Below are 13,588 nucleotides of genomic sequence, written 5' to 3' on the forward strand. Positions count from 1 at the left end.
CGCCCGACACCGGCCCCGTCCGGCTGGCGGGCGCGGCGGTCCCCATCGGTCCCGGCCCGCGCGTCGCCGACACGCGCGCGGCCGCCGTCAGGGCGCCCGGGCCGGAGGCCGCCCTGGCCGCCACCTGGTCCAGACCCCGCCCCGGCGTGGGCGGCGCCGACCCGGCCGTACCGGCGCCCGCCGCGTCCCCCGAGCACCCCGGCGGGTGGCGCCCGTGGCGCTTCCGGATGTCCAACGACGTCTGGGGCACCCCGGCCGTCGACGGCGACCTCGTCTACGTCACCTCCTTCGAGGTGCACGCCCTCGACGTGGCCACCGGCCGGCGCCGCTTCAAGACGCGGGACGTCGCCTGGTCGATGGCGGTGGCCGACGGCCGTATCCACGCCTCCGACGGCCCCACCCTGTTCGCCCTCGACGCCCGTGACGGCGGCGACCTGTGGCGGCTGTCCACGGACGCCTGGGTGTACTCCCTCAAGGCCGGCCGCGGCACCGTCGTCACCGGCACGCGCGGCGGCGGTGTCCAGGCGTGGGAGGCGTCCACCGGGCAGAAGCTGTGGGAGGTCACCGGCTGCCAGACCGACTTCGAGTCCCCGGAGGCCGGACCGTCCGTCCACGACGGCACCGTCTACGTCTGGCAGGACGCCCGCCTGCGCGCCCTGGACGCGCGTACCGGCGACGAGCGCTGGGCCTACCCGATCGGCGACGCGGCCTCCTGCGGCGGCGTCCCGGTCCGGCTCACCCACGCCCCCGACGGCTACGTCTACGTCTGTGCCGGCACCCGCGTCCTCGCCCTGGAGGTCACCTCCGGGCACGTCCGCTGGCACTTCGAGGCCCCGGCGGTGTTCCTGTGCCCGCCGGCCTTCGTGCCGGGCCCGGCGGTGACCGGGGGCGGCGTGTACCTCGCCGACTACCTCGGCACGGTCTACGCCCTTGACGCCACCGACGGCCGCGACCGCTGGCGCATCGCCACCGAGTCCCGCGCCTCGGCCGAACCGGTCCTGGTCGCCGCCGGCCACGTCCACGTGGGCAGCGGCAAGGGGCTGTACACCCTGGACGCGGTGACGGGCACGCCCAAGTGGCGCTTCCAGTCCGGTGGCGAGATCGTCGGCGCCCCCGCGGTCGCCGAGGGCCGCATCCACTTCGGCTCCAGCGACCACCTGCTGTACACCCTGAAGGCCGACGACGGCCGCCTGCGGTGGAAGCTGGCGACCGGCGGCGAGATCACCGGCTCCCCGGTCGTCCGGGACGGCGTGGTGTACGCGTGCAGCAAGGACCGCTGCGTGTACGCGCTGGACGCGGAGAAGGGGACGGGCACGGCGCGCACGACGTGAGCGCTGCCCGGGACGGCCGTCGTGCCGGTCGCACGGAAGGGGCGTCGGACGGCGGCCGCCGCTGCGGGGAGCGGCCCGCCCGCCGTTCCCACCGCAGACGCTACGCCGGGTGCGCGACGGTCGCCAGACAGTGACATGCCCGTGACACGGAAGTCGCTAGCCTGACGGACATGACGTCCCGGGGGAACACACTCAGACTCACAGCGGTCTCGGCACTCGTCGTGCTCGCCCTCACCGGTTTCTCGACCGGCCGCGGTCACGGCGGCGGCAGCGGCGACGGGGGAGGGGGCGGCTGCAGCAGTTCCGGTCAGAACCACGACTCGTCGGGCTCCGGCGGTTCCCACCGCGACTACGACGATGACGACGACCACGGCGGCACGGACGCCGGCAGCGGCGGCTCCTCCAGCGGCACGAGCGCCTCCTCGTCCCTCCAGGACGCCACGGTGGAACTGCTGACCTGTGCCTCGAAGAAGACGCCGTACGCCACCGTCGAGGTCACCAACCCCAACACCGTCGCCGGCATCTTCACGGTCACGGTGACCTTCGAGAACGGCACCGGCGGCACGCTCGTCTCCCGTACTCGGGCCGTCGAAGTCCCGGCGGGCGACACGGCGACGGCCCGGGTGGACGTGGACAGCGCGACGTACGCGTCCCGCGTCGCCGACTGCGCCCCGGACCCGTACGCCCCGGCGGCCCGCTGACCCTGTCCGGACACACGTCGGCCGCGACGGCTTCCCCTCCGCGCCGCCGCGGCCGATCCCCGTGTGCGAAAAGGTCTACTTGCCGTCCAGGTCCAGGGCGGGCGGGGCGGGCATGTGGTTGTCCATCGTCCTGATGCCGGTCGGCTCGCTCGGCATGTGGTTGTCGAGCGTGGTGACGGTCTCCTCCTCCGTCGGCGGCGCGGGCATGTGGTTGTCCGGCGGCGTCGCTTCCGCGACCTTCTTCTCGTCGCTCATGAGGCCTGCTCCTCTGCTGTGGTGTCACGTAAGGAACACCCGCCCGGCGACTCCCCCGCGGGCCGCCGGACGGGTTCGGAGCCGCACACTAGCCGGTTGGCCCCTGGTCAGCCGCCTGCCCCCCGACGCGACGGTGTGACCTCCAAGAGAATGCCGGGCGGGGATAAACGAACGCTGAACGTTCGGCCGGGCGGTGCGCGGACGTGACGTCACGCCATCGGTGCGAGGAGGGCACGCACCTCGTCGGCCTCCGCGGCACCGTTCTGCTCCAGCAGGGACACGGCCTCGCGCCAGCACGCGTTGGCCCGGTCGGCCTGTCCCAGAGCGGAGAGCGCCCGCCCGAGGAGAGTCAGCACGTTCCCCCGCATACGGTCACCACCGATGCATCCCAGGGCAAGTGCCTGTTCGGCGTGGCGCGCGGCGTGTGAGGGTCGTCCGGCGGCCAAGTGCACCTCGGCGATGCGGAAGTTCGTCGCTCCCTCCCACAGGCGCTGCCGGTGGTCGGCGAAGATGCTCACGGCTTCACGGAACTCACCGAGTGCCTCGACATGACGCCCGGCCTTGGCCAGGGCGACGCCCACCGCGAAGTGACCGTTGGCGAGCCGCATCGTCCGCCCCAGCTCCAGATACACGGCCAGGCCGTGCCGGGCGATCTCGACGGCCTCCGCGAGGTTGCCCATCCCCAGTTGCGCGCGGGACAGGTTCGACAGCGCGGACGCCTCACCCGCGCGATTGCCCGTCGCACGGAAGCCCTCGATGGCCTGACCGAAGAGGTCCTTCCCGGCCGAGTACCTGTGCTGGTGCAGGCAGATGAGCCCTCGGTTGTTGGCCACCCAGCTGGCGGCAGTGGAATCCAGTACGGAGTCCGCCAGCTCCATGGCCAGCCGCGCTTCCTCCTCCGCCTGCTGGATGCGACCGGACACCAGAAGTACATCCGTGAGAACCGTGCGGGCCCTGCCTTCGGCGCGGGCGTCACCCGCGGTACGCGTGGCCTCGCACATGGCGCGGGCCGTCATCTCGTACTGGTGGGAGTTGGCTCCGGACTCGGTCAGATCCTTCGCCGCCCACAACAGGTCCACCCCGCGGCGCAGACGGTTCGACCCGCCGGCCTGTCGGACGGCGGCGAGCAGGGGGGAGGCCTCGGTGTACAGCCAGTCGAGTGCCGCCGAGCCGTCGGTGAAGGTCAGTCCGGGATGCGCCGTCGGCTCCAGCCCGTCCACCAGCCGGTCCCCCGGCCGTTCGATCGCGTACACCCCCGCCGCCGTGGCCAGGTAGAAGTCCAGCAGCCGCGACAGCGCCGACTCCCTTTCGGCCGGCGGCTGTTCGTCGCGCTCCGCGCACGCACGCGCGTAGAGCCGCACCAGGTCGTGGAAGCGGTAGCGGCCCGGGGCCGCCGACTCCAGCAGGGACGTGTCGACGAGGGACTCCAGCAGGTCCTCCGTGTCCTCCGCCGGCAGGTCCAGGACCGCCGCTGCCGCCGCCAGCGAGATGTCCGGGCCGTCCGCCAGGCCCAGCAGCCGGAAGGCGCGGGCCTGGGCGGGCTCCAGCTGCCCGTAGCCCAGCTCGAAGGTGGCCTTGACGGCCAGGTCGCCCGCCTGGAGTTCGTCCAGGCGGCGGCGTTCGTCGGCGAGCTTCGCCGCCAGCACCGAGACGGTCCAGGTGCGGCGCGCCGCCAGACGGGAGGCGGCGATGCGGATCGCCAGCGGCAGGAAGCCGCACGCCGCCACCACGTCCAGGGCCGCCTCGCGTTCGGAGGCCACGCGCTCCTCGCCGACGATCCTCGTGAAGAGCGCCAGCGCCTCCTCCGGTGACATCACGTCCAGGTCGACCAGGTGGGCGCCCGCCAGGCCCACCATCCGGACCCGGGAGGTCACCAGGGCCGCACAGCCCGCCGTACCGGGGAGCAGGGGGCGCACCTGGGCCGCGTCACGGGCGTTGTCCAGCAGGACCAGGACCCTGCGGCCGTCCAGCACCGAGCGGTACAGCGCCGCCCGTTCCTCCAGGGAGTCCGGGACCGCGGAGTCCGCCGTGCCGAGGGCGCGCAGGAAGGAGCCCAGGACCGTCTCCGGTTCGGCCGCGCGGGCGCCGGTGCCCTGCAGGTCGACGTAGAGCTGGCCGTCCGGGAAGGCGGTCCTCGCCTGGTGGGCCACGTGGACCGCCAGGGTCGTCTTGCCGACGCCGCCGATGCCGGCCAGCGCCGACACCGCCATCACCCGGCTCCCGTCACCGGACGCCGCCGCGAGGACCTCGCTCAGCTCCCGCACGAAGGACGCGCGGCCCGTGAAGTCCGGCACCGTCGCCGGGAGCTGGGCCGGGCGGACGGGGACCGCGACCGGCTCCGCCGTGGGCGCGGAGGGCTCCGCGAGCCCCGGGTCGGCCCGGAGGATGCGCTGCTGGAGTTCCTGCAGTCCCGGCCGCGGGTCGACGCCCAGTTCGTCGGCGAGCAGGCGGCGCGTGTCGGCGTACACCGCCAGGGCCTCCGCCTGGCGCCCGCTGCGGTAGAGCGCGAGCATGAGCAGTTCACGCAGCCGCTCCCGCAGGGGATGCGCCGCCGTCAGCGCCGTAAGCTCCGACACCGCCTCCGCGTGGCAGCCCTGGTCCAGGTCCATCTCCAGCCGTGACTCCAGGAGTTGGAGCCGCCACTCCTCCAGGCGGACCCGCTGGGCCTCCGCGTAGGGGCCGGGCACCCCGGCCAGTGTCTCGCCGTCCCACAGGGACAGGGCCCGGTCGATCACCTCGCGCGCGTGGCGCAGGTCCCCGGTGTTGCGGGCCTTCTCCGCCTCGGCCGCCAGCTCCTGTGCCGCCGCGAGGTCCAGCGCACGCTCGCCGAGCCCGCGCACCGCGTAACCGCCGGACTCGCTGATCAGGACGCCGGGATCCAGCACCTTCCGCAACCGGGAGGCGTAGGTACGCACCGCGGCCAGCGCCTGGGAGGGCGGTTCCTCGCCCCACAGGGCGTCGATCAGCTCGGGCGCCGTGGCCGTACGGCCCTCCCGCAGCAACAGGGCGGCGAGAAGGGCCCGTTGCTGTGGGCTGCCGGTGGCGAGCGGTTCGTCGTCGCGCCAGGCGCGCACCGGACCGAGCACGCCGAAGCGCAGCGCCTCGTGCTCCGCCGCGGAGCCGGGACGCCGCTGCTCCGGTCCTCGCGGCACACCGTCCATGCAGTCCCCCTCAAGTCCTGTGCGACCACGTCAGTCTGCCTTCTCCGGGCGAGATGCGTCAGCCGTGCGAGACGCCGATCACACGGGAACCGGCGGGCCGCCACCGAGCCCACACAATTCGCCCTCAGTCGTCCAGATCCACCCGCACCGTCAGCAGCCCCGCCCCGAAGGCCCGTACGGCGGCGCTGTTGAAGCGGGGCAGCAGACGCAGCCGGGCGACGGGGTCGTCGTCGGGCAGCAGGTGGGCGGTACCGGTGTGCCAGCGGCCCCGGACGCGCACCCGCACCCGGGGGTCCGCCTTGATGTTGCGGACGTACTGCGACCGTTCACCGAACTCCGACACCAGCCAGAAGGCGTCCCCCGCCCGCCGCCCGCCCACCGGGGTCGCGCGGGGGAGGCCGGACACCCGGCCGGTGGTCTCCAGGAGGGTCTGCAGTGGCAGCCGGCGCAGGACGGGATTGAGCCGGCGCTGGAAGGCGGTGGCGGCACGGTACTTGCGTTCGGCGCGAGAAGTCATCGTGCGCCGAGCCTACCGGCGGCGGCGGACCGCTTCCCGGGTCGGCCGGCGGAAGCGGCCTCGGCGACGAGTGAACTTCCCCGCCGCGGACCTTCGTCTTCCTCTCCGGCTCCGGACACCGGACCGCACCACCGGGGGGTGTCGCCGAACCGTCCCGCCCCGGACTCGTCCCACAGGAGAGACACGACATGCGGACACCTCTGTGCCTGCTGGGCGGACCCGGCGTGCGTGGCCGGACCGCGTACGGCCACGACGCGGACCGGTTCGCCGAACTCGGCTCCGTCACCAAGGTCTTCACCGGGACCGTGCTGACCCGGCTGGACCGGGCGGGCACGGTCGCCCTCGACGCACCGCTCGAGGAGTACCTGGACGAGGTGCCCCGGGGGACCGGCATCACCCTCCGGCACCTCGCCGAGCACACCTCGGGCCTGCCCCGCCTCGCCCCCGTACCGCCCGGCCCGCCAGGGGACCCGTACGGCACCTTCGACGAGCAGGCACTGCGGCAGTCCCTGCGCGACCTCGGCCGGCTGCGCACGGGCGGGCTCGGCGAGGAGCTGTACTCCAACTTCGGGTATGCGGTCCTCGGGCACGCCCTCACCACCGCCACCGGACTGCCGTACCAGCGTCTGGTGGACGACCACGTCCTGCGGCCCCTCGGGCTGGAGGCCGGCACGGTCACCGCCGTCCCCCCGGAAGACCGGCGACTCGTACCGAGGAACCTGTTCGGCCGGCCGCGCCTGTGGACGCTGACCGGGCCGATCCTGCCGGCCGGCGGCCTGTGGTCCACCTGCAGGACCATGGCGGACGTCCTGGTCGGCCTGCTCGTCGACCGCAGGCTCGGCCCTCCCGCCCCCAGCTGGCGGCGGGGCGGGTCCGTCCTCTGGCACAACGGCGCCACCGCCGGCTCGTCCGTGGTGGCCGCGGCGCACGACGACGGCCGCTGGCTGCTGCTCCACCGCCTGGGCCGCCCGTCCCGCACCGACCGTCTCGCCCATCGGATCCTCGCCGCCACCCCACCGCACGGCGTCGGCTGACCGTCCCGTCCCCCTTCCTCCACGTCAGGAGGGCCGGCCCGGCACTCGCCCGGGCCGAGCGGGCGACCTCCCGGGGCCGCGCGGTGGGCGCCTCCCGGGGCCGCGCGGTGGGCGCCTCTGCGTCATCCTGGCCGACCCGGCGGTGGCGGACCCGCCGAGGGCCGACCCGTGGGGGGCGACCGGGGGTGCCGACCGGTCCGGGCCTGCGCGCACGTGCCCCACGGCGACACCCTGCCGGTGATCCGTGCCGCCGTCGGAACCCGAACCCACGCCCCGGGGTCCACGGACGCGGTGACCGCCGAACGGGTCCGGCCGGCCGCGGTCGGGCGCGTACGACGCCCTCCGCGCGGGCGGGGACATCGGCTGCGGCGCGGTGACCCGGGGGCAGACGCCGGCCGGGTCGGTACGGCCAGGGGCCGCCCGCGCGACCTGTTCCGACCGGTCGGTATGGACAGCGCGAGTCCGCCCGGGTAGGGATGGGGCGTCGTCCGCGTACGAAAGGCCGCCCATGCGCATCGCCGTCACGATCTTCCTCACCGACGAGACGATCACCCCGACCCGGCTCGCACATGAGCTGGAGCAGCGGGGCTTCGCCGGGCTCTACCTGCCCGAGCACACGCACATCCCCGTCGAACGGACCAGCCCGTACCCGGCGGGCGGGGAACTGCCCCGGGAGTACGGCCGCACCCTGGACCCCTTCGTCGCGCTCGGGCAGGCCGCGGCCGTCACCGAGCGGCTCGGGGTGGGCACCGGCATCACGCTCGCCGCCCAGCACGACCCGATCGACCTCGCCAAGCAGGTCGCGACCCTGGACCACCTCTCCGGCGGCCGGTTCACGCTGGGGCTCGGCTTCGGCTGGAACGTCGAGGAGGCCGCCGACCACGGGGTCAAGTGGCGTACCCGGCGCGAGCTGGTGCGCGACCGGATGGGGCTGATGCGGGCGCTGTGGGCGGAGGAACCGACGGCGTACCAGGGCGAGTTCGGCAGCGTGCGGGCGAGCTTCGCGCACCCCAAGCCGGTGCAGAAGCCGCGCGGTCCGGTGGTCGGTCCGCGCACGCTGGTCGGCGGGGCGGCGGGGCCGAAGCTGTTCGCGCACATCTGCGAGTACGCCGACGGCTGGCTGCCGATCGGCGGCCGGGGCCTGACCGAGTCGCTGCCCCCGCTGCGCACCGCCTGGGCCGACGCGGGCCGCGACCCGGGCGCCCTCCAGGTCGTGCCCTACGCCGTTCTTCCCAGCGCGGGCAAGCTGGCACACTTCGCCGAGCTGGGCATCGAGGAGGCCGTGGTGCAGCTGCCCCCGGCGGGGGAGGCGGAGGTGCTGCGGGCGCTGGACGCCTACCAGCCGTTCGTGGACGGCCAGGGAGCCTGATCACTCCGAACGTATGCTCACAGGATGACGACTTCCGTGACCACCGGAACCGGCGGCCCCACCGGGAACTCCCTGCGGCGCGCCCTCAGACGCGCCCGGGACGGCGTCTCCCTGGACGTCTCCGAGGCGGCGGTCCTGCTCCAGGCGCGCGGTGAGCACCTGGAGGACCTGGCGGCGTCCGCGGCCCGGGTGCGGGACGCGGGCCTGGAGGCGGCCGGCCGGCCCGGCGTCATCACGTACTCCAAGAGCGTCTTCATCCCCCTGACGCGGCTGTGCCGGGACACGTGCCACTACTGCACGTTCGTCACCGTGCCCGGCAAGCTGCGCCGGGCCGGGCACGGGATGTTCCTGTCGCCGGACGAGGTGCTGGACATCGCCCGCAAGGGCGCCGCCCTCGGCTGCAAGGAAGCCCTCATCACCCTCGGCGACAAGCCCGAGGACCGCTGGCCGGAGGCGCGCGAGTGGCTCGACGCGCACGGCTACGACGACACCCTCGCCTACGTCCGCGCCGTCTCCGTCCGCATCCTGGAGGAGACGGGCCTGCTGCCCCATCTCAACCCGGGCGTCATGGGCTGGGCCGACTTCCAGCGGCTCAAGCCGGTCGCGCCCAGCATGGGCATGATGCTGGAGACCACCGCGACCCGCCTCTGGTCCGAGCCGGGCGGCCCGCACCACGGCTCCCCCGACAAGGAGCCCGCCGTCCGCCTGCGCGTCCTGGAGGATGCCGGACGCTCCTCCGTCCCCTTCACCTCCGGGGTCCTCATCGGCATCGGGGAGACCTACGAGGAGCGCGCCGAGTCGCTGTTCGCGCTGCGGAAGGTCGCCCGCGCCCACCACGGCATCCAGGAACTGATCATCCAGAACTTCCGCGCCAAGCCGGACACCGCGATGCGCGGCATGCCGGACGCGGAGCTGGACGAGCTGGTCGCCACGGTCGCCGTCGCCCGGCTCCTCATGGGTCCCGCGGGCTGCATCCAGGCCCCGCCCAACCTGGTCGACGAGGAGTACGGGCGGCTGATCGGCGCCGGCATCGACGACTGGGGCGGCGTCTCCCCGCTGACCATCGACCACGTCAACCCCGAGCGGCCCTGGCCGCGGATCGAGGAACTGGCCGAGAAGTCCCGGGCGGCCGGCTTCGAGCTGCGTGAACGGCTCTGCGTCTACCCGGAGTTCGTGCGGCGGGGCGAGCCGTGGCTGGATCCGCGGCTGCGCCCGCACGTGGCGGCGCTGGCCGACCCCGAGACCGGCCTCGCCCGCCCCGACGCCCTGCCGCGGGGCCTGCCCTGGCAGGAGCCGGAGGAGGTCTTCACCGCCTCCGGCCGCACCGACCTGCACACCTCCATCGACACCGAGGGCCGCACCACGGACCGCCGGGACGACTTCGACGAGGTGTACGGCGACTGGGACGCCCTGCGTGAGGCCGCCGCCCCCGGTATGGCACCCGAGCGCATCGACACCGACGTACGGCAGGCCCTGCGCACGGCCGCCGACGACCCGACGAGGCTCACCGACGACGAGGCGCTGGCCCTGCTGCACGCGGACGGCCCGGCCCTGGACGCCCTCGCCCGGGTCGCCGACGACGTCCGCAAGTCGGCCGTCGGCGACGACGTGACGTACATCGTCACCCGCAACATCAACTTCACCAACGTCTGCTACACCGGCTGCCGCTTCTGCGCCTTCGCCCAGCGCCGCACCGACGCCGACGCCTACACCCTCTCGCTGGACCAGGTCGCCGACCGGGCCCAGCAGGCCTGGGAGGTGGGCGCGGTGGAGGTCTGCATGCAGGGCGGCATCCACCCGGACCTGCCCGGCACCGCGTACTTCGACATCGCCCGGGCGGTGAAGGAACGCGTCCCCGGCCTGCACGTGCACGCCTTCTCCCCGATGGAGGTCGTCAACGGCGCGTCCCGCACCGGCATGTCGGTACGCGAGTGGCTGACCGCCGCCAAGGAAGCCGGCCTGGACACCATCCCGGGCACCGCCGCCGAGATCCTCGACGACGAGGTCCGCTGGATCCTCACCAAGGGCAAGCTGCCCGCCGCGGACTGGATCGACGTGGTGACGACGGCCCACGAGCTGGGCATCCGCTCGTCCTCGACGATGATGTACGGCCATGTCGACCAGCCCCGCCACTGGCTCGGGCACCTGCGCACCCTCGCCGGAATCCAGCAGCGCACCGGAGGCTTCACCGAGTTCGTCACCCTCCCCTTCGTCCACACCAACGCCCCCGTCTACCTGGCCGGCATCGCCCGCCCCGGCCCGACGGTCCGCGACAACCGGGCGGTCACCGCGATGGCGCGGCTCCTGCTGCACCCCTGGATCCCCAACATCCAGACGAGCTGGGTGAAACTGGGCGCGGAGGGCGCGGCCGAGATGCTCCGCTCCGGGGCCAACGACCTCGGCGGCACGCTCATGGAGGAGACCATCTCGCGCATGGCGGGCTCCTCCTACGGCTCCTACAAGTCGGTCAAGGACCTGATCGCGGTCGCGCAGGCCGCCGGCCGCCCGGCCAGGCCCCGCACCACCCTGTACGGCGAGGTCCCCGAGGAACGCCGCCGCGCGGCGGAGGCCTCCGACGGCCACCTCCCGGAACTGCTGCCGCTGCTGGACTGAGACGGGCACCGGCCGCGCCGACGGTAGGATGATCCGACGCGCGTTCGGGACCCGTAGCTGAGGAGATGCGTACCGGTGTCTGCCCGCCTTCCTTCGTGGGCCTGGGTGACCGGGCTGACCACGGGGGCGATAGCCGCGGTGGCGGTCCTGGCCGTCCAGGCGGACCAGGGGACGAAGCCCACCGCGGCCACCAGCAGGCCGAGCGCCACGGCGACGGCGGACGCGAAACCGTCCGCCGAACCCGGGAAGAAGAAGCCCGCGGCGGTCCCGGCCGACTCGGGCACCGGCCGCCGGATCGTCTACTCCCTCGACCAGAAGCGCGTCTGGCTGGTCGACGCCAGCGACGCCGCCCGCCGCTCCTTCCCGGTCTGGCCCGGCACTGTGTCCCCGGACCCCGGCTCCTACACGATCGGCACCCGCACGGAGGCCGCCACCGGCAGCGACGGCGTGGCGGTCGAGCACATCCTCTACTTCGCCGCCAAGTCGGGCATCTTCCTCGGGTTCTCCAACGCGGTCGACGGCTCCTCGCCCCCGCCGGCCGCCCCGGACGCGAAGACCGGCGGCATCCGCATGACCAAGGACGACGGCAAGGCCCTGTGGACCTTCGGCACGGCCGGCACGACGGTCCGGGTGGTCGAGTAGCCGGCGCTCAGACGGAATCCGCCCGGCCCGCCGACGTCCCCGGCAGGTGGTCGACCAGCAGGACGACGCCGCTGAACACGAAGACGCGCAGCGCCGCGTCCAGGCCGTTGAAGTCCTCCGACTGCCACATCGCGAACCACTCGCCGCCGATCGCCATGAAGCCGGCGCCGAACAGGAGCATGACCATCAGCAGTCCGTAGGTGGAGAAGCGGCGGGCGCGCGGCTGGTCGCCGCGGGCCCAGAGCCAGGTGCCGTAGGCCAGGACCAGCGCGGCGGCCGTCTCCCAGACGATGATTGCGACGTACGCGGCGTCCTGCACGCCCTCGTTCGTGATCGCGCGCCACATCAGGTCCTCGTCCTTGAACGTGGTGTCCATGGCCAGGACGTGCCGGACGAACTCCTGGTTCGTGCCGAAGTCCGTGATGTTGCCGAGGGCCACCAGCGCCATGTAGAGGGCGACGGAGGCGGTGAGGAGAGTGGCGGTGAGGGACAGCGCGCCGCGCGACGTGGTGGCCATGGTGGTTCGATTCCCCTTCCCACGGCGCGTATCCCGTACGAGTTGAGCCAGAATGAGGCCCGTCGGGACACGGGCGAGGGGACGTACGCGTGGCGCAGGCACGGCTGTGGTGGGCGCGGGCCCAGCGGGACGCGGTCGCGGGCCACCGCTACGGCTGACACCGACCGCCTGCGATCGAACCGGTCACCTCCCGCATACCGATCCGCCCCCTGAACCGACCGTCCCCGTTCGATTACAGTGCTGGGCGTCGTACGTGCGGACGGTGCCCGGGAGGTTCTGGTGGGTGGTGCTGCCGGGCCCGTGTGGGGGCGGCGTGAGCAGCAGGACTTCCGCAGCCGGGTGCGCGGAACGCTGCTCGGGGTGGCCGTCGGGGACGCGCTGGGCGCGCCCGTGGACGCCATGACCGCCGAGGGGATCCGCGAGGCGCACGGCGCGGACGGCGTCACCGACCTCGCCCCCGCCTACGGCCGGCGCGGTGCCGTCACCCACCACACCCAGCTCACCCTGTTCTCCGTGGACGGGCTGATCCGCGCCCAGGTGCGGCGCGACACCGGGGCCTGGCATCCGCCGACCGATCTGCACCGCGCGTATCTGCGCTGGGCCACCACCCAGCGCGACTGGGGTCCGGACGAGCGCCGCAAGGACGACGGCTGGCTGGCGCGCGAGGAGTGGCTGTACGCCCGCCGGGCCCCCGCCCGCCCGCTGCTGCTCGGGCTCGGGGACGAGATTATGGGGACCCTGGAGGCGCCAAAGAACCCCGGCGCGGCCGGACCGGAGGCGGCCGCCCGGTCCGCGCCCTTCGGTCTGCTCGTCGGCTGGGAGCCGCAGCTCGTCGCGCAGCTCGCCCTGGAGTGCGCGGCGCAGACCCACGGCCATCCGGTCGCCTGCCTCGCGGCGGGCGGGTACGCGGTGATCGTGCACGCGCTGGCCCGGGGCGAGAGCCTGGACACGGCGGTGCAGCGCACCCTCGCGCTGCTGGCCGCGCGGCCTGGGCACCAGCCGGTGTCGGACGCGCTCCAGCACGCGCTGGGCGCCGTACGCCAGGGGATGCCCACCCCGGAACGGGTCACGGAGCTGGTCGGCAGCGCCACCGCCGAGGGACTGCTCGCCGCCGCCGTGTACTGCGCGCTGGTGGGGGAGGACGTACGGCACGGGCTGTGCCTCGCCGTCAACCACGACGGGCCCAGCGCGGCCGCCGGCGCGCTGACCGGCGGGCTGCTCGGGGCGCTGCACGGGGAGACGGCCCTGCCGCCGGCCTGGCTGGCCGAGCTGGAGGGCCGTCCCACGCTGCTGGAGCTCGCCGACGACTTCGCGATGGAGATGACCCAGGGCCCCGCGCTGCACGGCCCCGCGGGCTCGTCCCCGGCCTGGCTGGCCCGCTACCCACGCGGTGCCTGACACCCCCCCAGGGGCGCGGGGAACTGCGCGACGGGGGTCCGGGGGCGAAG

The 13,588-nt window shown here is 74.2% G+C and carries 11 protein-coding genes; 7 read left to right on the forward strand and 4 right to left on the reverse strand.

Annotated features, from left to right (window positions below; all coding sequences use genetic code 11):
• Both BU52_RS32220 and BU52_RS32225 read left to right on the forward strand, forming a co-directional pair.
• Positions 1-1,331 (forward strand): outer membrane protein assembly factor BamB family protein (locus BU52_RS32220; RefSeq protein WP_037941309.1); only part of this gene is annotated, 1,331 nt, incomplete at its 5' end.
• A 170-nt stretch (positions 1,332-1,501) separates the two neighbouring features.
• The gene (locus tag BU52_RS32225; protein ID WP_037941312.1) at positions 1,502-2,032 is read left to right on the forward strand and encodes a hypothetical protein; all 531 of its coding nucleotides are present in this window, start codon (positions 1,502-1,504) and stop codon (positions 2,030-2,032) included.
• A 75-nt stretch (positions 2,033-2,107) separates the two neighbouring features.
• Here BU52_RS32225 and BU52_RS32230 read toward each other — a convergent pair whose 3' ends face one another.
• From BU52_RS32230 to BU52_RS32240, 3 genes are all read right to left on the reverse strand, one after another.
• Positions 2,108-2,287, reverse strand: a complete 180-nt coding sequence (locus tag BU52_RS32230; protein ID WP_037941314.1) for a hypothetical protein — start codon at positions 2,285-2,287, stop codon at positions 2,108-2,110.
• A 209-nt stretch (positions 2,288-2,496) separates the two neighbouring features.
• Positions 2,497-5,448: an AfsR/SARP family transcriptional regulator gene (locus BU52_RS32235; protein ID WP_037941318.1), complete on the reverse strand. Its 2,952-nt coding sequence runs from the start codon at positions 5,446-5,448 to the stop codon at positions 2,497-2,499.
• 124 nt (positions 5,449-5,572) lie between these two features.
• Positions 5,573-5,965 carry a nitroreductase/quinone reductase family protein gene (locus BU52_RS32240; RefSeq protein WP_037941320.1) on the reverse strand — a complete coding sequence of 131 codons (393 nt, stop codon included), beginning with the start codon at positions 5,963-5,965 and terminating at the stop codon, positions 5,573-5,575.
• 188 nt (positions 5,966-6,153) lie between these two features.
• Between BU52_RS32240 and BU52_RS32245 the strand changes: the two genes are divergently transcribed.
• From BU52_RS32245 to BU52_RS32260, 4 genes are all read left to right on the forward strand, one after another.
• The gene (locus tag BU52_RS32245; protein WP_037941322.1) at positions 6,154-6,999 is read left to right on the forward strand and encodes a serine hydrolase domain-containing protein; all 846 of its coding nucleotides are present in this window, start codon (positions 6,154-6,156) and stop codon (positions 6,997-6,999) included.
• Between the two features lie 508 nt (positions 7,000-7,507).
• Positions 7,508-8,368 (forward strand): LLM class F420-dependent oxidoreductase, encoded by an 861-nt coding sequence (locus BU52_RS32250; RefSeq protein WP_037941325.1) that lies wholly within the window; start codon positions 7,508-7,510, stop codon positions 8,366-8,368.
• Between the two features lie 24 nt (positions 8,369-8,392).
• Positions 8,393-10,981, forward strand: coding sequence for a bifunctional FO biosynthesis protein CofGH (locus BU52_RS32255; RefSeq protein ID WP_037941328.1), 2,589 nt, complete (start codon positions 8,393-8,395; stop codon positions 10,979-10,981).
• A 75-nt stretch (positions 10,982-11,056) separates the two neighbouring features.
• Positions 11,057-11,623: a L,D-transpeptidase gene (locus BU52_RS32260; RefSeq protein ID WP_078903568.1), complete on the forward strand. Its 567-nt coding sequence runs from the start codon at positions 11,057-11,059 to the stop codon at positions 11,621-11,623.
• Positions 11,624-11,630: 7 nt separating this feature from the next.
• Here BU52_RS32260 and BU52_RS32265 read toward each other — a convergent pair whose 3' ends face one another.
• Entirely contained in the window at positions 11,631-12,140 is a 510-nt protein-coding gene (locus BU52_RS32265; RefSeq protein WP_037941333.1) for a DUF2165 domain-containing protein, read from the reverse strand.
• 279 nt (positions 12,141-12,419) lie between these two features.
• Here BU52_RS32265 and BU52_RS32270 point away from each other — a divergent pair, with 279 nt between their 5' ends.
• Positions 12,420-13,538 (forward strand): ADP-ribosylglycohydrolase family protein, encoded by a 1,119-nt coding sequence (locus BU52_RS32270; protein ID WP_037941335.1) that lies wholly within the window; start codon positions 12,420-12,422, stop codon positions 13,536-13,538.
• Positions 13,539-13,588 lie beyond the last annotated feature (50 nt).

It is taken from the genome of Streptomyces toyocaensis (genome assembly GCF_000725125.1).
GTDB lineage: Bacteria > Actinomycetota > Actinomycetes > Streptomycetales > Streptomycetaceae > Streptomyces > Streptomyces toyocaensis.

What these genes read in the sequence shown, in the direction of transcription:
- BU52_RS32225 (WP_037941312.1), top strand. Translation starts at nt 1,502, where the DNA reads ATGACGTCCCGGGGGAACACACTCAGACTCACAGCGGTCTCGGCACTC.
- BU52_RS32230 (WP_037941314.1), bottom strand. Translation starts at nt 2,287, where the DNA reads ATGAGCGACGAGAAGAAGGTCGCGGAAGCGACGCCGCCGGACAACCAC.
- BU52_RS32235 (WP_037941318.1), bottom strand. Translation starts at nt 5,448, where the DNA reads ATGGACGGTGTGCCGCGAGGACCGGAGCAGCGGCGTCCCGGCTCCGCG.
- BU52_RS32240 (WP_037941320.1), bottom strand. Translation starts at nt 5,965, where the DNA reads ATGACTTCTCGCGCCGAACGCAAGTACCGTGCCGCCACCGCCTTCCAG.
- BU52_RS32245 (WP_037941322.1), top strand. Translation starts at nt 6,154, where the DNA reads ATGCGGACACCTCTGTGCCTGCTGGGCGGACCCGGCGTGCGTGGCCGG.
- BU52_RS32250 (WP_037941325.1), top strand. Translation starts at nt 7,508, where the DNA reads ATGCGCATCGCCGTCACGATCTTCCTCACCGACGAGACGATCACCCCG.
- BU52_RS32255 (WP_037941328.1), top strand. Translation starts at nt 8,393, where the DNA reads ATGACGACTTCCGTGACCACCGGAACCGGCGGCCCCACCGGGAACTCC.
- BU52_RS32265 (WP_037941333.1), bottom strand. Translation starts at nt 12,140, where the DNA reads ATGGCCACCACGTCGCGCGGCGCGCTGTCCCTCACCGCCACTCTCCTC.